The following is a 19,862-nucleotide window of genomic DNA, read 5'->3' as shown; positions in this document are numbered from 1 at the left end:
TTGCACGCTCCTCATGCGATCGGGTGGTGGAGGGTGACGAGCTTGCGCCCGTCCCGGAAGGTGGCCTCGACCTGGACGTCGACGAGCATCTCGGGGACGCCCGTCATGACCTGCTCGCGCCGGAGCACCTCGCGGCCGCGCTCCATGAGCTCGACGACGAGGGCGCCGGCGCGCGCCTCCTCGATCACCCAGCAGGACAGCAGCGCGACGGACTCGGGGTAGTTCAGGAGGACACCCCGGTCCAGGCGGTCGCGGGCGACCATGCCGGCGACGCTCAGCAGCAGCTTCTCCGTGTCGGAGGGGGTCAGGTGCATCGTCGCCCCCTCAGACGGCCATCGCGGCGCGGACGGCGGCGAGGGCCCCCGGGCCGCCCTCGCCGCTGGACGTGACCCGTCCGGACTCGAGGACGTAGTACGAGCCGGTGCTGCGGAGCGCGAAGCCGACGTGCTGCTCGACCAGCAGCACGGACAGGTCGCCCCGTGCCGTCAGTGCGGTGATCACGCCCTCGATCTCGGCCACCACGTTGGGCTGGATGCCCTCGGTCGGCTCGTCGAGGATCAGCAGCCGCGGCTTGGTCAGCAGGGTGCGTGCGATGGCGAGCTGCTGGCGCTGGCCACCGGAGAGCAGGCCGGCGCGGCGGCCGAGGAGGTCGCGCAGCGCCGGGAAGGTGTCGAGCACGCCGTCGATCGCCGAGCGGTCGGTGTCGACGAGCTGCAGGTTCTCCAGCGTCGTCATCTGGGGGAACGACAGCTGCCCCTGGGGGACGTAGCCCAGGCCGCGGGCCACCCGCTTGTTCGGCCGCAGGCGGGTCACGTCCTGGCCGTCGATGAGGACCTGGCCGCTCATCACCGGCAGCAGGCCGACCGCCACTCGCAGCAGGGTCGTCTTGCCCGCGCCGTTGTGGCCCATCACGGCCACGGCACCATCCTGGGGCACCTCCAGTGACACGTTCTCGAGGACCCGGGTCCGGCCGTAGCCGGCGGTCACGTCGCGCAGCTCAAGCATGGCCGGCCTCCTGGCTCGTCTCGGCACCACTCGTCTCGGCACCACTCGTCTCGGCACCACTCGTCTCGGGCGCACCTGCCTCCGCCTGCCGGCCCAGGTAGACCTCCTGGACCCGGGGGTCGGCCTGGATCTCGGCGACGCTTCCCTCCGCGAGCACCTTGCCGGCGTGCATGACCGTCACGACGTCGGCGTAGCTGCGCACGAAGTCCATGTCGTGCTCGATGACGACGATCGTCCGCTCCCGGCCGATGCGGCGCAGCAGCTCACCGGTCTCCTCGCGCTCCTCGGCACTCATGCCCGCGACCGGCTCGTCGAGCAGCATCACGCGGGCGTCCTGGACCAGCAGCATGCCGATCTCGAGCCACTGCTTCTGGCCGTGGGCGAGCACCCCGGCCGGCCGGTCGCGCAGGTGCGAGAGCCCGATGGTCTCGAGCGCCTCCTCGACGTACGACGGCGTGCCGCGGCGGGCGAGCACCATCTTCCACGCCGAGCGGTGGATGCCGCCGGCGATGTCGAGGTTCTGCAGGACCGAGAGGCCCTCGAACACCGTCGCGGTCTGGAAGGTACGACCGATGCCGGCCCGCACGATCCGGTGGGACTTGGTCGCGAGCAGGTCGCGGTGCCGGTAGCGCGCCAGCCCGGTCGCGGGCACCAGGCCGGTGACCGCGTCGACCAGCGTGGTCTTCCCCGCGCCGTTCGGACCGATCAGGAAGTGCAGCTGCCCCTGGAGCAGGGTCAGGTCCACTCCGTCGATGGCCCGGAAGCCGTCGAACTCGACGGTCAGGTCCCGGATCTCGAGGTAGTCGTCGTTCATCGGGTCGCCTCCTGGTGCTGGGGACGGAGCCGCTGGGTGACCTGCGACCACGCGTTGCCGAGGCCGGAGGGGAAGAAGAGGATGACCACGATGAACAGCAGCCCCAGGAAGTAGGTCCACTGGTCCGGGAAGGACTCCGAGAGCGCCGTGCGGCCGTAGCCGACCGCCAACGCGCCGAGCGCCGGGCCGAGCAGCAGCGCCCGGCCGCCGAGGGCGACGCCGGCGATCAGGAAGATCGAGGCCGTGGCGTCGACGTCGCTGGGGGAGATGATCCCGGTGATCGGCGCGAAGAGCGCGCCGCCGATGCTCGCCATGATCGCGGCCACGATGAAGGCCACCAGCTTGATGTTGGCCGGGTCGTGGCCCAGGAAGCGGACCCGCTCCTCGGCGTCGCGCGTGGCGACCAGCAGCTCGCCGAAGCGGCTGCGGTAAAGCTGCCACACGACGACCAGGCAGACCACCAGCACTGCGGCAGCGATCGAGTAGATCATCTTCTTGTTGACCGGGTCGTAGAGGTTGTAGCCGAAGAACAGGGTGAACTGGTTGAGGCCGTTGAACCCGCCGGTCTGCTTGATCGTCGCGATCAGCAGGGTCGCGAAGGCCACCGCCAGCGCCTGGGTCAGGATCGCGAAGTAGGCGCCCTTGACCCGTCTCTTGAAGATCGCCCAGCCCAGGATCGTGGCCGCGACCGCCGGGAGGGCCACGATCGCGAAGAGCGTGAAGGCGCCGCTGCGGAAGGGCTCCCACCAGCCGGGCATCGTGCCGTCGCCGTAGAGGACCATGAAGTCGGGGATCGCGTCCGGACCGCCGGTCGCCATCGCGGCCTCGAGCTTGAGGTGCATCGCCATGGCGTAGCCGCCGAGGCCGAAGAAGACACCCTGGCCCATCACCAGCATGCCGCCGCGCCCCCAGGCCAGGCCGATGCCGACGCCGGCGATCGCCCAGCAGACGTACTTGCCGAGGTTGTTGAGCCGGAACGGGCTGAGGACGGCCGGCGCGACCACGAGCAGGGCGATCGCGACCAGGGCGATGCCGATCAGCGGGCCCCAGGTACGGGCGAGCGGGAGAAGCCGGTTCATGCGAGACCCCTGGTGCGCACGGTGAACAGGCCCTGCGGCCTGAGCTGGAGGAAGACGACGACGAGCGCGAAGGTGAGGACCTGCGCCATGCTCGAGCTGAACCAGTCGGTGAAGAAGGCGGTCACCACCCCGACCGTGAACGCCGCGATGACGGTGCCGCGGAGCTGGCCGAGGCCACCCGCCACCACGACGAGGAACGCCGAGATGATGTAGGTCGTCCCGAGGTTCGGGTTGGTGCCGGAGATCAGCGAGACCGCCACCCCGCCCACCCCGGCGAGCCCGGAGCCGACGAAGAAGGTCACCCGGTCGACCGTGCGCGTCGAGACACCCATCGTCTCCGCGAGGTCCCGGTTCTGGACCGTGGCCCGGATCTGCCGTCCGTAGGAGGTGTACCTCAGCAGCGCCCCCAGCGCGGCCAGCGCGGCCACGGCCAGCAGGATCGTGAACATCTGCCGGTACGGCCAGTGGTAGCCGAAGACGTCGATGTTGCCGTCGAGCCAGCCGGGCGTCTGCACCGGGTCGCCCTGGGCGCCGAACACGTCCTTGGCGAGCTGCTGGAGCAGGAGGCTGACGCCGACGGTGACCAGCAGCGTGTCGAGCGGGCGACGGTACATCCACTGGATGATCGCCACCTCCAGCAGGAGGCCGAGGGCACCGGCCACCAGGAAGGCGGCCGGGAGGGCGACGAGGATCGACAGGTCGGTGTTCGTCACGACCTGCTGGGTCAGGTACGTCGTGTAGGCGCCGGCCATGAGGAACTCGCCGTGCGCCATGTTGATCACGCCCATCTGGCCGAAGGTGAGGGCCAGGCCGAGGGCGGCGATGAGGAGCAGTGCGCCGGTCGCCGTACCGGCGAGCAGCGGGGTGGTGAAGGCGTCCACGTGGGTCTCCTGGGGGAGGCCCGGGGTGCCGTGCTGCGCGAGCACGACACCCCGGGCGGGAGGAACGTTCGGAGGCGAGGCTCAGATCAGCTCGCGCTCGGGTCCCACCACGAGTAGCCCTTGAGGAACGGGTCGGGCTCGATCGGCTCCTCGGACGACCACACCACGTCGAACTGGTTGTCCTTGTTGATCCGGCCGATCAGGCCGGTCTTGGCGATGTGGTGGTTCTCGCCGTCGATCGTGACGGTGCCCTCGGGCGCGTCGAAGCTGACGCCGTCGGCGGAGTCGTTGATCTTGTCGACGTCGAAGGAGTCGGCCTTCTCGACGAGCGCCTTGTAGAGGTACAGCGAGGTGTACGCCGCCTCCATCGGGTCGGACGTCGGCCGGTCGGCGCCGTACTTGGCCTGGAAGGCCTTGATGAAGGTCTCGTTGGCGGGGCTCTTCACCGACTGGAAGTAGTTCCACGCGGCGTACTGGCCGGTGACGTCCTTGCCCATCGCCGGCGCCTCCTCCTCGGCGATGGACACCGAGATGATCGGCGACGTCGCCGGGCTGAGGCCCTGCTCGTAGTAGGCCTTGATGAAGCCGACGTTGGACGAGCCGTTGATCGTGTTGAACACGAAGTCGGGCTTCGCGTCGGCGATCTTGGCGACCTGGGTGGTCCAGTCGTCGTCGTCGAGCGGGACGTACTCCTCGCCGACGATCTTGATGCCGAGCTCCTTGGCGTACTGCTTGATGATCTTGTTCGCCGTCCGCGGGAAGACGTAGTCGGACCCGGCGAGGAAGAGCGTCTTGACGCCCTGGGACTTGAGGAAGTCCATCGCCGGGATGATCTGCTGGTTGGTGGTGGCGCCGCTGTAGTAGATGTTCTTCGAGGCCTCGAGACCCTCGTACTGCACCGGGTAGAACAGCAGGCCGTTGTCAGCCTCGACGACCGGGAGCATCGCCTTGCGGGAGGCGGACGTCCAGCCCCCGAAGACCGCGGCGACGCAGTCGCCGGTCAGCAGCTTCTCGATCTTCTCGGCGAAGATCGCCGGGTCACTGGCGCCGTCCTCGACGACCGGTTCGATCTTCTTGCCGAGGATCCCGCCGGAGGCGTTGATCTCCTCGGCGGCCATGGCGAGCGAGTCGCGGACGGTCTGCTCGCTGATCGCCATCGCCCCGGAGGTGGAGTTCAGGAAACCCAGCTTGATGGTGTCGCCCGAGGTGTCGACGCAGCTCTCGGCTGCGCTCGACTCCCCGGACTTGGATCCGCCACAGGCGCTGAGGCTCAGTGCGGTGGTCAGTGCGAGCGCGGTGCCGGTCGCCAGGCGGGTGCGGGAGTGGAACACAGGGGACAACCCTCTCGGTCATCGCACCCGCCGTCTCGGGAGGCGGGTGCTGGGCCAGGGGGCACGACGTCGGGCCCCGGTGACGATGAACCTAGGAAGGGCTGATTTCGGATTACTACCAAATGGAATGAAGTGGCTGTTACATCAGGGCACGGCCGTGTTACGTCGCCGGTCCGTCCAGTCCGGCCAGCACTCCGGTGAGCCGCGCGACCGGCGTGGCCAGCCCCCACTCCTCGACGAGCCCGGCGAGCCGGTCCGCGTCGGCGGGGGCCTTCGGGAGTGCGAGGTGGTCCCGGGGCAGGTCGATGTCGCGGGCGACGGCCACGACGGTGGGGGCGACGTCGAGGTAGTCGGACGCGTCGCGGATCTTCAGCCGCGGCCCGGGGCCGAGGTCGCTCGAGGGGTCCTCGACGGCGGCACGGATGCCGGCGATGTCGTCGTACTTCTGCAGCAGGGAGGCAGCCGTCTTCTCGCCGACCCCCTTCACGCCGGGCAGTCCGTCGGAGGCGTCGCCGCGCAGGGTGGCGAAGTCGGCGTACTGGCCGGCGCGCACGCCGTACTTCTCCAGGACCCAGGCCTCGTCGACCCGTTCGTGCCGACCGACCCCGCGCCCGACGTACAGGATCCGGACCGCGGCCTCGTCGTCGACGAGCTGGAACAGGTCGCGGTCGCCCGTGACGACGTCGACCGGCATCCCGGCGCCCGTGGCGAGCGTGCCGATCACGTCGTCGGCCTCGTAGCCGGGAGCACCGATGACGGCGATGCCGAAGGCGTCCAGGACTTCGCGGATGATCGGCACCTGCTGCTCGAGCGGGTCGGGGACCTCCTCGACATAGCGTCGGTCGCTTCGCTCCCCGCTGCCTTCGGCGACAGGCGCGCCGGCGACCTCCTCGACGACGCGGTGCGCCTTGTAGGTCGGGATCAGGTCGACGCGCCACTGCGGACGCCAGTCGTCGTCCCAGCAGCAAACCAGGTGCGTCGGCTCGTACTGCTCGGTCAACCGCGAGATGTAGTCGAGCAGGCCGCGCACCGCGTTCACGTTGGTGCCGCCCGGCGACAGGATCTCCGGCGAGCCGAAGAAGGCCCGGAAGTAGAGGCTGGCCGTATCGAGGAGTAGAAGGCGCTCAGTCATCGACGGCAACCCTAATAGGGTGGGCACGTGAGTCAGAGCAGCAATCCAGCGGTCGAGGCGACCGACCGTCAGATCCTGGAGCTCCTGGCCAAGGACGGACGCATGTCCTACACCGATCTCGGGCGGGCCACCGGACTGTCGACCTCGGCCGTGCACCAGCGCGTGAAGCGGCTGGAGCAGCGCGGTCTCATCCTCGGCTACGGCGCCACCGTCAACTACGCCGAGATCGGGTTGCCGCTCACGGCGTTCATCGCGATCCGGCCGATCGACCCCTCGCAGCCCGACGACTGCCCGGACCGTCTCATCGGCATGCCGGAGATCGAGTCGTGCTGGTCGGTGGCGGGCGAGGAGTCCTACATCCTCAAGGTGCGCACCACCTCGCCGGCCGAGATGGAGGGCCTGCTGGGCCGCATCCGGACCGCCGCGAACGTCTCGACGCGCACCACCATCGTGCTCTCGACCTACTACGAGAACCGGCCCGTCTCCGAGCACTGATCGGCGGCTTTTGCACGCCGATCGGCGTGGCGCCGCGCGACACGCCGATGGATCCCGGAATTTTCCCGACTTTTTCGCTCTTGCCGACGGCTCGCTGACCTGCGAGAACGCGGATCTTCGCAGGTCAGGCGCCGGTTGACAGGGTGAGACCGGCTGACCAGAGTACGGACTCGTTCGCTCGTGCAGGTCGTGGCCGGCGGACCGACGTCCGAGTGGCCGTGATGTCGGGGGAGTCGCACCAGCTCCACCCGAAGACGGTTCGCGGAGGTCGGTTCGCTCCTCGAGAGCGGACCGGAAGGGCCCGGGTTCTCCCTAGACAACGTCGCGCGCGTCGGCAGCCGGTCGGATGTCGGGATGGTCCGAAGGCGGGCCCCGGCCCTTCCGAGCCCTGCAAGGTCGGCTGCTCACGAGCGGCCCACTAGGCTCGGTATGTGCTGCAGCGCTCGTTCCTCGCGGTCCTCGGGGGAGTCCTCCTCACCGCGTCCTTCGAGCCGCTGGCCCTGGCGTGGCTGCTGCCCCTCGGCGTCGCCGGCTTCGCGCTGGTGACCGCCGGCCTGTCGGTGCGGCGCGCGGGCGTGGTCGGGCTGGTGTTCGGGATCGCCTTCTACTTCAGCCACATCGAGTGGATGCGCGCCTCCGTGGGCCCGGACGCCTGGGTGGCGCTGTCCGCCGTCGAGGCCGCGTTCTACGGGCTGATGGGCGTGGCGACGCCCCTGCTGCGCCGGCTCCCTCTCTGGCCGGTCTGGATGGCGGCGACGTGGACCACGATGGAGACCGTCCGCAGCGGCTGGCCGTTCAGCGGGATGCCGTGGGGCCGCCTCGCCTTCGCGGCGATCGACACGCCTGCCGCGCCCGCGGTCGCCTACGTCGGCATGACCGGCCTGTCCTTCCTGCTGGCGCTGCTGGGCTTCCTGCTCGCGCAGGCCGTCGAGAAGCGCACCCTCCGCGACACCGGCGCCCTCGTGGGCCTGCTCGCGATCATGGTGGTCCCCGCCGTCTGGCCGATCACCCTCGCCCAGAGCGGTACGGCGACCGTCGCGGTCGTGCAGGGCGACGTACCGGGGCCGGGGAACGACATCCTCTGGGACCCGCGCGGGGTCACCGAGAACCACGTCGACGCCACGGTGAAGCTGGCCGCCGACGTGTCCGCGGGCAAGGTCGCGGCACCCGACTTCGTGCTCTGGCCCGAGAACTCCACGGCCGTGGACCCGTTCGAGGACCTGCCGGTCAACAGCGGGATCAACGAGGCGGTGAGCGCGATCGGCGTCCCGGTCGTCGTCGGCGGGATCGTCGACGAGGGCGAGAAGTACGTGCTCAACCAGGGCATCGTCTGGGACCCGGTGAGCGGCCCGGGCGACCGCTACACCAAGCACCACCCGGTGCCGTACGGCGAGTACATCCCGTTCCGTGACCTCTGGGACCCCAAGTTCGGCCAGCTCGCCCTGATCACCCGCGACATGAAGAGCGGCACCCGCACCGAGCCGCTCCGCGTCGCCGGCCTGCGGGTGTCCGACGCGATCTGCTTCGACGTCGCCTACGACGACGTGATGCCGCCCCAGGTCCGTGACGGCGCCGAGCTGCTGACCGTGCAGACCAGCAACGCGAGCTTCATCTTCACCCACCAGATCGAGCAGCAGTTCGCCATCACGCGGCTGCGTGCCATCGAGGCGGGCCGCTGGCTGACGGTCGCCTCGACCAACGGCCGTAGCGGCGTGATCCGTCCCGACGGCTCGGTGGCTGCCACGGCGGGGATCCGCAGCACCAGCGTCCTCGTCGAGAAGGTCGGGCTGAGCACCGAGCTGACGCCCGCGATGTGGCTGGGGGCGTGGCCGACCCGGTTGTTCACCGGATCGACCCTCGGCGCTCTCGTCGCTGGTGCCATCGCGTACCGTCGAAGGCGAGAGTTTGCCGGGCCCGTGGAAGTCCCGGCGAAGGAGCCCACCGATGCTTGCTGACCACACCCCCGACCTCGGCCGAGTCGTGATGGTCGTCCCGACGTACAACGAGGCGACGAACGTCGCCTGGATCGTCGGCCGCCTGCGTGCTGCGCAGCCCACCCTCGACGTCCTCGTCGTCGACGACGGCTCTCCCGACGGCACCGGCGCGATCGCCGACGAGCTGGCGGCGGCCGACGCGCAGGTCCACGTGCTGCACCGCACGACGAAGGAGGGCCTCGGGGCGGCGTACCTCGCGGGGTTCGCGTGGGCCCTCGAGCGCGGCTACGACGTGATCGGCGAGATGGACGCCGACGGGTCCCACCAGCCCGAGCAGCTCCAGCGCCTGCTGACCGGCCTGCTGGACGCCGACCTGGTGATCGGGTCGCGCTGGGTCCCGGGCGGATCGGTCGTCAACTGGCCGTGGGAGCGTGAGGTGCTCTCGCGCGGTGGCAACTGGTACGTCCGGACGCTGCTCGGCATCCAGGTCCGCGACGCGACCGCCGGCTACCGGCTGTTCCGCCGCACCACGCTGGAGAAGCTGCAGCTGGAGAGCGTCCGCTCGACCGGCTACGTCTTCCAGACCGACCTCGTCAGCCGGACCCTCCGCGCCGGGCTGACCGTGCGCGAGGTGCCGATCGAGTTCGTCGAGCGGGTACGCGGCGAGTCGAAGATGAGTGGGCAGGTCGCCCTGGAGTCGCTCAAGCGGATCACCGCCTGGGGACTGCGTGAGCGCTGGGAGCAGGTCAAGGGCCGCCCCACGGCGCAGAAGGAGCTGGTCCCGAGCCGATGACGTGCGCATGAGGTCCCGATGAGTCGCCGCCGCAGCCGGCGGGCAGCAGTCCTGCTGTTCCTCGCCTTCGTGGTGATGCCCGTCCTGGAGATCTACGTCCTGATCCAGGTCGGGCAGGCGATCGGGCCCTGGTGGACGATCCTGCTGCTCGTGCTCGACAGCATCCTCGGCGCCTGGCTGATCAAGCGCGAGGGACGGCGGGCCTGGCAGGCGCTGCGCACCCGGATCGAGACCGGCCAGATGCCGCACCGCGAGCTCGCGGACGGCGCCCTGGTCGTCCTGGGCGGGGCGTTCATGCTCAGCCCCGGCTTCGTGACCGACGCCCTCGGCATCCTGCTCATCCTGCCGGTGACCCGGCCCGTGTTCCGGGGCCTGCTGACGTCGTACGCCGTCAACCAGGTCGCGAAGCGGGCGACCACCATGCCCGGAAATGGCACTCGCCCCGGACCCGACGTGGTCCAGGGCGAGGTCGTCGACGACTGACCCGTCAGGTCAGGCCTTCGCCGGCTTCTTCTTGCGCGCGTTGGCGCGGTGCAGGTGCGCGGGTCCGATCTCGCCGCCACGCAGCAGCTCGAGCCGCTCGGTCAGGATCTCCTCGAGCTCCTTCTCCGAGCGCCGCTCCAGCAGCATGTCCCAGTGGGTGCGCTGCGGCTTCTCGACCTTGACCTCGCGCTCGATGCCGGCCGTGCTCTCGGCCTCCAGGCCGCAGCGCGGGCACTCCCAGATCGCCGGGACCTCGGCCTCGATGGACATCGTGATCTCGAAGTCGTGGCCCTGGGGACACTTGTAGCCCACCTGCTGCCGAGCCGCGAACTCGATGCCCCGCTCGTCCTCGAACGACTGGCCCCCCAATCGGGCGCCACGCAGTGTTCGCTCAGCCATGAGAACTCCACCTCCCGTGTTTGTCTCTGTCTGACAACGCTACCCGCCGGTAAAAAGTTCCATGCCCGACGATTGCCAGATCAGGTCACAGTGGCAGATCGGCAGCGCGACCACCAGTCGGAGGGGGACGGCCGATCAGATGACCGGGGGAGCGACGTTGCCGGCCTCCCGGATGCCCCGCTCGGTGTCGACGCGGAGGAGCAGCAGCCCGCCGACCACGAAGAACGCGATCAGGGCGAAGATCGCGGGCCGGTAGGAGTCGGTGTACTGGTAGACGAGGCCGAAGGTGAGCGTGCCGAACCAGGACGTCCCGCGGTCCATGGCGTGGTAGAGGCTGAAGTACTCCGCCTCCTTGCCGCGGGGGATGAACAGCGAGAAGTACGAGCGCGCGAGCGCCTGGGTTCCGCCCAGCACGATGCCGATGGCCACGCCGAGCACCAGGAAGGGCACCAGCTGCCCCTTCGGCACGACGAGCGCCACCGTGACGATGCCCATCCAGCCGACCAGGCCGGCCAGGATCACCCGCTTGGCGCCGAAGCGCGCGGCGGCCCGGCCGAAACCGATGGCGCCGAACATCGCGACGACCTGCACCAGCAGGTACGTGCCGAGGACGGTGCCCTCCTCGAAGTCCAGCTCCTCGATGCCGAAGGTGGACGCGGAGGCGATCACGGTCTGGATGCCGTCGTTGAAGAACAGGTAGGCGAGCAGGAAGGTCAGTGCGACGGGGTAGTTGCGCAGGTCCTTCAGGGTGGCCCAGAGCTGGCCGAAGGAGCGCGCGAGGAGACCGCCCTCGACCTCCTCGACGTCGACCGGCTCGTGCCGGCGGATGCCGCGCCACGGGATCACCATGAACGCCGCCCACCACACCGCGGCCGACAGCAGGGACAGCCGCACGGCCATCTCCTTGTCGAGGCCGAGGGCGTCGTGGAAGGTCACGACGGCGAAGTTCACGGCGAGCAGCAGCCCGCCGCCGGCGTACCCGTAGGCCCAGCCGACCGACGACACCCGGTCGCGCTCGTCCTCGCGCGAGATCAGGGGCAGCACGGAGTCGCTGACCACGATGGCGGCGCCGCCGGCGAGGTTGGCGACGATGAACGCGATGCTGCCGAACATCCAGTTCTCGCCGCTCATGAAGAAGAGCGCACCGGCCGCGGTGGCGCCGATCCACGAGAAGGCGACCAGCAGGTCGGGCTTGCGCGCCGTGCGGTCGGCGAGGGCCCCGATGACCGGGTAGAAGAAGACGCTGAGGACGGTCGACAGCGTGATGACGTACGACGGCAGCGAGCCCGGCGCGATCGACAGGCCGAGCAGGTGGATCCGCCCGTGCTCACCGACGGCGTTCTCGGCCACGGAGATCAGGTAGGGCGCGAAGAGCACCCCCGCGACCGTGGTCTGGAACGCCGAGGCGGCCCAGTCGGTGAAGTACCAGGCGCGCTGCTCGCGCGCGTCGTACAGCGGTCTCAGGTCGGCGATCCCCGACTGGTCGCTCATGGCGTCGTCCCTCCCAGCGACCACCACTGGCCGCGTCCCTGGAGCACATCCTTGAGCAGATCGGTCCGATCCGTGAAGAGCCCGTCGACGCCGAGGTCGAGCAGCTCGACCATCTCCGCCGGGTCGTCGATGGTCCACACGTGGACCTGTACCCCGGCGGCATGGGCGCGCCGGACCAGGCCCGGCGTCACGACGACGAGACGCCGGTGCCGGTGGGGCACCTGGAAGGCAGCGAAGCCGCCACCGGCCAGCAGCCGGGCGAGCCGGGCGCTGGGGGAGAGCCGCCACGCGACGACCTGGAGCGGGTCGGCGGCCGTGGGCACCCGGCCGTCGGTGAGCGCGCGGAAGCGGCGGATCCGCTTGCGGGAGAACGAGCCGATCAGCACCCGGTCCCACAGGCCGCGCTCACGCACCAGCTGAGCCAGCGGGGCCACCGCGTCGTCGGACTTGATGTCGATGTTGAAGCGCGCGCCCGGGAAGGCGTCGAGGAGGTCGACCAGTGTCGGGACCTCCTCGCGGCCCCCGATCCGCGCCCGTCGTACGTCGGCCAGGGTGAGCTCACGCACGGCGCCCTGCTGGTCGGTCACCCGGTCCAGCACGTCGTCGTGGAAGGCCAGCAGCACGCCGTCAGCGGTCAGGTGGACGTCGGTCTCGAGGTAGTCGTAGCCCAGCGCCGCGGCGTGCCGGAAGGCCGCCATCGTGTTCTCGAGGCCTTCGATCTCCGGGTGGTAGGCGCCGCCACGGTGCGCGAACGCCAGCACCCGGCCCCGGGGGAGGTAGGGCATCAGATGTCGCGGAAGGTCTCGATCTCGGCCCCCAGCGAGCTCAGCCGCTCAGCGAGGTCCTCGTAGCCGCGGTGGATGACGTAGGTGCTGCGCAGCACCGACGTCCCCTTGCTGGCCAGCATCGCGAGCAGGACGACCACGGCGGGCCGCAGCGCGGGCGGGCAGACGAGCTCGGTGCCGGTCCACGACGTCGGGCCGTCGATCTGGACCCGGTGCGGGTCGAGCAGGGTGACCCGGCCGCCCAGCTTGTTGAGCTCGGTGAGGTAGATCGCGCGGTTGTCGTAGACCCAGTCGTTGAGGTAAGTCGTGCCCTCGGCCACCGCGGCGATCACCGCGAAGAACGGCAGGTTGTCGATGTTGAGACCCGGGAACGGCATCGGGTGGATCTTGTCGCGGGGGGCGACCAGGTCCGAGGAGCGCGTGGTGATGTCGACGAGGCGGGTCCGCCCGTTGGCCGCGAGGTACTCCTCCGAGCGGTCGTAGCGGAAGCCCATCTCCTCGAGCACCGCGAGCTCGATCTCGAGGAACTCGATCGGCGCGCGCTGGATGGTGATCTCGGAGCGGGTCACGATCGCGGCGGCGAGCAGGGACATCGCCTCGATCGGGTCCTCGCTGGGGGAGTAGTCGACGTCGACGTCGATGGACTCGCGCCCGGTGACCGTCAGCGTCGTCGTACCGATGCCCTCGACCTCGACGCCGAGCGCCTGCAGGTAGAAGCAGAGGTCCTGGACCATGTAGTTGGACGAGGCGTTGCGGATCACGGTCGTGCCGGGGTGCAGCGCGGCCGCCATCAGCGCGTTCTCGGTGACCGTGTCGCCGCGCTCGGTGAGCACGATCGGGCGGCCGGGGACGATCGCGCGGTTGGCCTGGGCGTGGTACCAGCCGTCGGTCGCCTTGACCTCGAGGCCGAACGGGCGCAGCGCCGACATGTGCGGCTCGACGGTGCGGGTGCCGAGGTTGCAGCCGCCGGCGTAGGGCAGCTCGAAGCTGTCGACCCGGTGCAGCAGCGGACCGAGGAACATGATGACCGACCGGGTACGACGGGCGGCCTCCTCGTCGATGCGGGTGAGGTCGATCTCCTTGGGCGGGATGATCTCGAGGTCGTTCTCCGCGTTGATCCAGCGGGTCTGCACGCCGAGGCTGTCGAGCACCTCGAGCAGCCGGTTGACCTCCTCGATCCGGGCGACCTTGCGCAGCGTGGTCCGTCCGCGGTTGAGCAGGGAGGCGCACAGCAGCGCCACACCGGCGTTCTTGGACGTCTTGACATCGATGCTGCCCGACAGCGTGGTCGGGCCCTTCACCCGCAGGTGGGTCGGGCCGGCGCCGAGCGCCACGATCTCGGAGTCGAGCGCGGCGCCGATCCGGGCGAGCATCTCGAGCGAGAGGTTCTGGTGCCCCTTCTCGATGCGGTTGATCGCGCTCTGGCTGGTGGCCAGCCGCTCGGCGAGCTGGGCCTGGGTCAGGCCGCGGTGCTTGCGGGCGTCGCGGATCAGGTTTCCGATCCGGCCCTTGTAGTCGTCGTTCGGCTCGTCCGTCGTCATGCTGTCGACGGTAACTCACATATGAGATAACGCCAATGCTCGCGACGGCGCGTCCTGGGAACTCGGGACCCATGGGGCAGGATTCACCGCATGCGCGCAACGACGATCCACGCGGCCCGCGACATCCGTGTCGAGGACGTCGCCGTCCCCACGATCAAGAAGCCCACCGACGCGATCGTGCGCGTCACGGCGGGCTGCATCTGCGGCTCCGACCTGTGGCCCTACCGCGGCGAGAACCCGATCCGCCCCGGCGCCACCATCGGCCACGAGTGCATCGGCGTCGTCGAGGAGGTCGGCAGCGAGGTCCGTGACTTCAAGGCGGGCGACTACGTCGTCGTGCCCTTCTGCCACTGCGACAACACCTGCGCCCACTGCCGGGCGGGGGCGCAGTCCGCCTGCGTGAACCTCGGGATGACCTCCAGCGGCCAGGCCGAGTACGCCCGCGTCAACCAGGCCGACGGCAGCCTCGTCGCGACGGGCGGTACGCCGCCCGACGACCTGCTCGCCTCCGTCCTCGCCCTGACCGACGTGATGCCCACGGGCTGGCACGCGGCCGTCTGCGCCGGGGTCCGTGAGGGCGGCACCGCGGTCGTCGTCGGCGACGGCGCGGTCGGCCTGTGCGGCGTCCTCGCCGCGTCCGTCATGGGCGCCGAGCGGATCATCGCGATGTCGCGCCACGAGCCCCGCCAGGAGATCGCCCGGGCGTTCGGCGCCACCCACGTGGTCGCGGCACGCGGCAAGGAAGGCATCGCCGAGGTCATGGAGATCACCGGCGGCCTCGGCGTCGATGCTGCCCTCGAGTGCGTCGGCACCGACGAGTCGATGAAGACCGCGATCAGCGTCACCCGGCCGATGGGCGGCGTCGGCTTCGTCGGCGTACCGCACGGCGTCGAGCTGCCCGTGCGCACCCTGTTCGAGAAGAACATCGGCCTGCGGGGTGGCATCGCCCCGGTCCGGCACTACCTTCCCGAGCTGCTCGCGCTGGTCCAGGACCGCACCATCGACCCCGGCAAGGTCTTCGACCTGACCCTGCCGCTCGAGGACGCGGCCGAGGGCTACCGCGCGATGGATGAGCGACGCGCCATCAAGGTGATGCTCACCCCGTGACCGCGCCGCAATCAACGTGCGGGCTGTCGGTGGCGGCCCCTAGGTTCTCCCGCATGACCCGTCTCGGCGACGCCGCTTACCTCGACCACATCCGCACCGAGTCCGCCCGCTTCGCGGACGTCCTCGCCACCTGCGACCCGGCCGCCCGGGTCCCGTCCTGCCCGGACTGGGACGCCACCGACCTGCTCTGGCACCTCGCGGAGGTGCAGCACTTCTGGCACCACGTGATCACCCACCGGCCGGCGCCGCCCGAGGACTACGCCGACCCGGTGCGTCCCGCCACGCACGACGAGGTGCTGGCCTTCTTCCGCGCCACCCACGATGCGTTCGTCGAGGCGCTCGCGGCGGCGGACCCGGCCGAGGCCGCGTGGTCGTGGTCGACCGCCGAGGACTCCCAGCGGGTCGGGTTCACCTACCGCCGCCAAGCGCACGAGGCGCTCATCCACCGCCTCGACGCGGAGCTCGCGGCCGGCGTACCGACCGCCCTGGACGCGGCGCTCGCCGCCGACGGCGTCGACGAGGCCCTCGACGTGATGTACGGCGGCCTGCCCGACTGGGGCCGCTTCGAGCCCGAGCCGCTGTACGTCGAGTACCGCGCCACCGACACCGGCGCCTCCGTGTGGACCCAGCTCGGCACGTTCGGCGGCACCGCACCCGACGGCACGGTGCGCTCCGGTGAGCCCGATCAGCACGTCGTCCCGGCGCCCGGGCGTGCGGCCGACGTGGTCGTCACGGGCACGGCCGACCAGCTCGACGGCTGGCTCTGGCACCGCTATGACGACAGCGGCATCACGGTCGAGGGCGCGCCTGAGGTGTGGGCCCGCGCTGCGGCGGTGCTGGGCCAGGCGATCGACTGACGAACCGGGTGGGCGGTGGTCCGCCGGGGGAGACAAGGGTTGCGGTTTGGTCCCAAACCGCAGGAATTCGGGCCCGCGGCATGCAGTTCGTGCCCAATCGTGGGGGTCAGGAATGCACCCCTGGGTGGCTGTCGACGGGCAACTCGGCCGGCACCGTCTGCCGTCCGATGGTCGCGACAGGGCTGCGGTTTGGTCCCAAACCGCAGAAATTCGGGCCGGCGGCTGCAGTTCCTGCCCAATCGGCGAACTAGCGTTACGTGCGGCAGGACTCAGCCGCGGAGCTGGGCCTTCCGCCCGTTCTTGCCCGCGAACCAGACCACGCCGAACAGCGCGCCCACGAGCAGCACGAAGAGCAGGACGGCGGCGACCACGACGAACAGGGCAGTACTCATGAGTAACAGCCTGACATGACGTGCGTCACTTTTCACGCACCGCGTCCACGGTTCGTCGGCGTCGGGCGCGTCAGCACTCGATCACGTTGACGGCGAGGCCGCCCCGCGAGGTCTCCTTGTACTTGGTGTGCATGTCGCGGCCGGTGTCGCGCATGGTCTTGATCGCGCGGTCGAGGGTCACGGTGTGGCGCCCGGTGCCGACGAGGGCGAGGCGGGCGGCGTTGATCGCCTTGACCGAGGCGATCGCGTTGCGCTCGATGCAGGGGATCTGCACCAGTCCGCCGACCGGGTCGCAGGTCAGCCCGAGGTTGTGCTCGATGCCGATCTCGGCGGCGTTCTCGACCTGGTCCGGGGTGCCGCCGAGGACCTCGCAGAAGGCGCCGGCGGCCATCGAGCAGGCCGAGCCGACCTCGCCCTGGCAGCCGACCTCGGCGCCGGAGATCGACGCGTTCTGCTTGAACAGCGCCCCGACCGCGCCGGCGGTGAGCAGGAAGCGGACGATGCCGTCGTCGTCCGCGCCGGGGACGAAGCGGCTGTAGTAATGCAGGACGGCCGGGATGATCCCGGCCGCGCCGTTGGTCGGGGCGGTGACCATGCGGCCACCGGCGGCGTTCTCCTCGTTGACCGCGAGCGCGAACAGGTTGACCCAGTCCATCGCGCGCAGCGGGTCGTCCCCGCCGGTCGCGGCGGTGAGCCGGGCGTGCAGCGCGGGCGCACGGCGAGGGACCTTGAGGCCGCCCGGGAGGACGCCCTCGGCGGCGCAGCCGGCCCGGACGCACTCCTGCATCACCGCCCAGATCTCCAGCAGGCCGGCCCGGACCTCGGCCTCGGTGCGCCACGACAGCTCGTTGGCGAGCATCACGTCGCTGATGCGCAGGCCGGTCTCCGCGCAGGTCCTCAGCAGCTCCTCGGCGCTCGCGAACGGGTAGCGCACCGGCGTCTCGTCGGCCACCACACGGTCCGCGCCGACCGCTGACTCGTCGACGACGAAGCCGCCACCGACGGAGTAGTAGACGCGCTCGCGGAGCAGCGCGCCGTCGGGGGACCAGGCCTCGAAGCGCATGCCGTTGGGGTGACCGGGCAGCGACTTGCGGCGGTGCAGGACCAGGTCGTCGGCGCCGAACGCGACGTCGTGCCGACCGGCGAGCCGCAACCGCCCCGCATCCCGTACGGCGGCCACGCGCTCGTCGTACGTGGCGATGTCGACGGTCGCCGGCTCCTCGCCCTCGAGGCCGAGCACGACGGCCTTCTCGGAGCCGTGGCCGTGCCCGGTGGCGCCGAGCGAGCCGAAGAGCTGTGCCCGGACGCGCGCCACGCTGTCGAGGAGGCCGTCGGTGACCAGTCCCTCGGCGAAGAGCCGGGCCGCGCGCATCGGACCCACCGTGTGCGACGAGGAGGGCCCGATGCCCACGGAGTAGAGGTCGAAGACGCTGAGGGCCACACCCCCAACCTAGACCTTGTCTGACAATCCGGCCCAGAACCGGCCGCCCGGGTCAGCCGAGCGGCATGTAGGACTTGACCGTGTCGGCCAGCCGGATGACCGGGTTCCTCCGGCCGGGGCCGGCCTCGCCGAGCTGGGGCCACGGCGCGAAGACCCGCTCCACGTCGCCGACCACCGGGTCGAGCTCGGGGTAGTGACGCAGGATGACGTCCTTCATCGACGTCTCGTTGACCCAGTCCAGGCCGACCTGCGTGTAGACCTCCGGACGGTAGTCGTCGGTGAAGAAGCGGTCGCTCTTCAGGCGGCGCGAGGCCATCAGGATGAAGATCCGGAAGGCGGTGTCGGAGAACCCGAAGCCCTTCGGCGGCTTCTCGGCCTGCATGCCGATCTGCAGGTCGACCGAGTCGACGTCGCCCTTGTAGATCTCGGCGAGCTCCTTGGCCCAGGCCTTGTTGGGGGTGATGTCGTCGAAGGACCTGCGCCGCGGCATCCGCAGCACCTCGCGGAAGTCGTTGTAGCGCGGGATGCCGCGCTCGCGGTCCCGGACGATGTCGAGGGTGGCGAGGTCGGTGACCTGGCCGTCGACACGGGTGAGCTTGCGCAGCGCGTTGGGGTAGTTCTTCAGGCACACGGCGCCGGCCGAGGCGAGGCCGAAGGAGTACCACATGTCGCCCATCTCCATCCGGTCCATGAAGTCGCGGGTGTAGCGGCCCTGGAGGTCGGTGAAGTCGCGGTGCTCGAGGAACTCGCCGGACTCGAGGGAGTAGAAGTCCCAGTCGTCGGCGATGAGCGGGTGCATCCGGTAGACCGAGACGAACTCCTCGGTCAGCGAGAAGGGCGCGGAGTGGTGGTCGGTCGAGGAGCCGATGATGCCGGAGAGGGCCTCGCTGTCACCGACGCGGCCGATCCGGCTGCGGAAGGTCTCGCCGAGGGCGCCGTACCAGTTGGCGCTCATGCCGATCTGGAGTGCCGGGTGGCGCAGCACGCACGGGGTCCACTCGACCGTGTGGATCTTGGCGATCAGCGCGGAGACGACGAGCACGCCGAGCTCGAAGAGGCGCTGGTCGCTCAGCGACGGGTAGGCCTTCTTCAGCGCGTCACAGACCGCGTTGTGCTCGCGGGAGAACAGCGTGTGCAGCAGGCCGACGCCCACCCAGTAGTTCTCCTTCATGCCCGTGAGGTCGATGCCGGGGATGGTGCTCTTGAGCAGGCGCCCGTCGTCGCCGACCTTGATCTTGCCGTCGACGAAGGTGCGCATCTCGTCCTGGCGCTCACGGCCGCTGCCGTAGATCTGCGAGCCGTCCCACCAGTGCGTCTCCTGGTTCGCGAACACCGGCGCCGGGCAGCCGGACTCGATCTCGCCGCCGTGCATCGGGATCGTCGAGCGGATCCGCATCGGGTTCTCGGGGAACTCGTCGCCATCGCGCAGCGGGATGTCGATGGTGCGGTCCGGGACGCCGTCGCCGTGGAAGAACCAATTGTGGTTCTCGAACTGCAGCCACGCGGCGGCGAGGCCGTTGATGATCCCGGCCGGCTTGAACTCGTCGCGCGCCATCAGCCGCTCGCTGATCATCCGCGGGTCGGGGTCCAGCAGGCGCTTGAGGTCCGGCGTGGTCCGCGCGATCGGCGCGTTGCGGCCGAAGCCGGTGCCCTTGGCGCCCATGTGCTTGCAGCCGAGGTCGTTCCAGGTGCCGTCCGGCGTCCGGGCACGGACCGCTTCCTCCGGCGGCGTCTCCTTCGGGTCCTCGGCGGGCCGGATGTCGTCGGCCTCGAAGAGGTTCTTCGACCGCAGGTCGTCACGCTCGCCGGACAGCGCCTTGAGCTGGAGGATGAGGGAGGGGTTCTGGTGCCACTGGACCATCGGTTCGGCTTCCTTCGGGGGTTCCTGGGAGGGGAGGGCGG

General features: G+C 70.2%; 20 protein-coding genes. 6 read left to right on the top strand and 14 right to left on the bottom strand.

The annotated features are described in order from the left end of the window. Positions 1-11: 11 nt before the first annotated feature. The 7 genes from ASE20_RS06415 to ASE20_RS06385 all read right to left on the bottom strand — a co-directional run bounded on the left by ASE20_RS06415 (position 12) and on the right by ASE20_RS06385 (position 6,242). The gene (locus tag ASE20_RS06415) at positions 12-314 is read right to left on the bottom strand and encodes an urease subunit gamma (protein WP_056893667.1); all 303 of its coding nucleotides are present in this window, start codon (positions 312-314) and stop codon (positions 12-14) included. A 10-nt stretch (positions 315-324) separates the two neighbouring features. Further along, entirely contained in the window at positions 325-1,005 is a 681-nt protein-coding gene (locus tag ASE20_RS06410; protein WP_056893666.1) for an ATP-binding cassette domain-containing protein, read from the bottom strand. Further along, positions 998-1,819 carry an urea ABC transporter ATP-binding protein UrtD gene (urtD, locus tag ASE20_RS06405; protein ID WP_056893665.1) on the bottom strand — a complete coding sequence of 274 codons (822 nt, stop codon included), beginning with the start codon at positions 1,817-1,819 and terminating at the stop codon, positions 998-1,000. The genes ASE20_RS06410 and urtD overlap by 8 nt, the downstream gene beginning before the upstream one ends. Further along, entirely contained in the window at positions 1,816-2,898 is a 1,083-nt protein-coding gene (gene urtC / locus ASE20_RS06400; protein ID WP_056893664.1) for an urea ABC transporter permease subunit UrtC, read from the bottom strand. Before urtC ends, urtD begins: the two co-directional genes overlap by 4 nt. After that, a complete protein-coding gene (gene urtB / locus ASE20_RS06395) occupies positions 2,895-3,779 on the bottom strand; it encodes an urea ABC transporter permease subunit UrtB (RefSeq protein WP_056893888.1) in 885 nt (294 codons plus the stop codon). The genes urtC and urtB overlap by 4 nt, the downstream gene beginning before the upstream one ends. Before the next feature lie 86 nt (positions 3,780-3,865). Next, positions 3,866-5,110 carry an urea ABC transporter substrate-binding protein gene (gene urtA, locus ASE20_RS06390; RefSeq protein ID WP_225869181.1) on the bottom strand — a complete coding sequence of 415 codons (1,245 nt, stop codon included), beginning with the start codon at positions 5,108-5,110 and terminating at the stop codon, positions 3,866-3,868. Positions 5,111-5,270: 160 nt separating this feature from the next. Then, entirely contained in the window at positions 5,271-6,242 is a 972-nt protein-coding gene (locus ASE20_RS06385; protein ID WP_056893663.1) for a 5'-3' exonuclease, read from the bottom strand. 27 nt (positions 6,243-6,269) lie between these two features. Between ASE20_RS06385 and ASE20_RS06380 the strand changes: the two genes are divergently transcribed. The 4 genes from ASE20_RS06380 to ASE20_RS06365 all read left to right on the top strand — a co-directional run bounded on the left by ASE20_RS06380 (position 6,270) and on the right by ASE20_RS06365 (position 9,947). Further along, entirely contained in the window at positions 6,270-6,737 is a 468-nt protein-coding gene (locus ASE20_RS06380) for an Lrp/AsnC family transcriptional regulator (protein ID WP_225869180.1), read from the top strand. A gap of 431 nt (positions 6,738-7,168) precedes the next feature. After that, complete coding sequence (gene lnt, locus ASE20_RS06375; RefSeq protein WP_056893662.1) at positions 7,169-8,692, top strand: apolipoprotein N-acyltransferase; 1,524 nt, start codon at positions 7,169-7,171, stop codon at positions 8,690-8,692. Continuing rightward, positions 8,682-9,464 (top strand): polyprenol monophosphomannose synthase, encoded by a 783-nt coding sequence (locus ASE20_RS06370; RefSeq protein ID WP_056893661.1) that lies wholly within the window; start codon positions 8,682-8,684, stop codon positions 9,462-9,464. The genes lnt and ASE20_RS06370 overlap by 11 nt, the downstream gene beginning before the upstream one ends. Positions 9,465-9,482: 18 nt before the next feature. Next, positions 9,483-9,947: an FxsA family protein gene (locus ASE20_RS06365; RefSeq protein ID WP_056893660.1), complete on the top strand. Its 465-nt coding sequence runs from the start codon at positions 9,483-9,485 to the stop codon at positions 9,945-9,947. Positions 9,948-9,956: 9 nt separating this feature from the next. Here ASE20_RS06365 and ASE20_RS06360 read toward each other — a convergent pair whose 3' ends face one another. The 4 genes from ASE20_RS06360 to ASE20_RS06345 all read right to left on the bottom strand — a co-directional run bounded on the left by ASE20_RS06360 (position 9,957) and on the right by ASE20_RS06345 (position 14,163). Then, complete coding sequence (locus ASE20_RS06360) at positions 9,957-10,346, bottom strand: RNA polymerase-binding protein RbpA (RefSeq protein WP_056893659.1); 390 nt, start codon at positions 10,344-10,346, stop codon at positions 9,957-9,959. A gap of 135 nt (positions 10,347-10,481) precedes the next feature. Further along, positions 10,482-11,837, bottom strand: coding sequence for an MFS transporter (locus ASE20_RS06355; RefSeq protein ID WP_056893658.1), 1,356 nt, complete (start codon positions 11,835-11,837; stop codon positions 10,482-10,484). Then, a complete protein-coding gene (locus tag ASE20_RS06350) occupies positions 11,834-12,622 on the bottom strand; it encodes a glycerophosphodiester phosphodiesterase (protein WP_056893657.1) in 789 nt (262 codons plus the stop codon). The genes ASE20_RS06355 and ASE20_RS06350 overlap by 4 nt, the downstream gene beginning before the upstream one ends. Continuing rightward, a complete protein-coding gene (locus ASE20_RS06345) occupies positions 12,622-14,163 on the bottom strand; it encodes a helix-turn-helix domain-containing protein (protein ID WP_056893656.1) in 1,542 nt (513 codons plus the stop codon). The genes ASE20_RS06350 and ASE20_RS06345 overlap by 1 nt, the downstream gene beginning before the upstream one ends. A 90-nt stretch (positions 14,164-14,253) precedes the next feature. On the opposite strand from ASE20_RS06345, the gene ASE20_RS06340 reads away from it, so the two are divergent. Together ASE20_RS06340 and ASE20_RS06335 are read left to right on the top strand one after the other, a co-directional pair. Beyond that, a complete protein-coding gene (locus tag ASE20_RS06340; protein ID WP_056893655.1) occupies positions 14,254-15,270 on the top strand; it encodes a zinc-dependent alcohol dehydrogenase family protein in 1,017 nt (338 codons plus the stop codon). 53 nt (positions 15,271-15,323) lie between these two features. Then, a complete protein-coding gene (locus ASE20_RS06335) occupies positions 15,324-16,127 on the top strand; it encodes a maleylpyruvate isomerase N-terminal domain-containing protein (protein WP_056893654.1) in 804 nt (267 codons plus the stop codon). A 269-nt stretch (positions 16,128-16,396) separates the two neighbouring features. Here the strand turns inward: ASE20_RS06335 and ASE20_RS25815 are convergent, their stop codons facing one another. From ASE20_RS25815 to ASE20_RS06325, 3 genes are all read right to left on the bottom strand, one after another. Then, complete coding sequence (locus ASE20_RS25815) at positions 16,397-16,519, bottom strand: hypothetical protein (protein ID WP_263969885.1); 123 nt, start codon at positions 16,517-16,519, stop codon at positions 16,397-16,399. 70 nt (positions 16,520-16,589) lie between these two features. Further along, the gene (locus ASE20_RS06330) at positions 16,590-17,960 is read right to left on the bottom strand and encodes an L-serine ammonia-lyase (protein WP_056893653.1); all 1,371 of its coding nucleotides are present in this window, start codon (positions 17,958-17,960) and stop codon (positions 16,590-16,592) included. A gap of 52 nt (positions 17,961-18,012) precedes the next feature. Continuing rightward, positions 18,013-19,821, bottom strand: coding sequence for a peroxidase family protein (locus ASE20_RS06325; protein WP_056893652.1), 1,809 nt, complete (start codon positions 19,819-19,821; stop codon positions 18,013-18,015). Between the last annotated feature and the right edge of the window lie 41 nt (positions 19,822-19,862).

The sequence above is a fragment of the Nocardioides sp. Root240 genome, assembly GCF_001428825.1.
Taxonomy (GTDB): Bacteria; Actinomycetota; Actinomycetes; order Propionibacteriales; family Nocardioidaceae; genus Nocardioides.
Note: the sequence above shows the minus strand (reverse complement) of the source record. Positions and strands in the feature narration are given on the sequence as shown.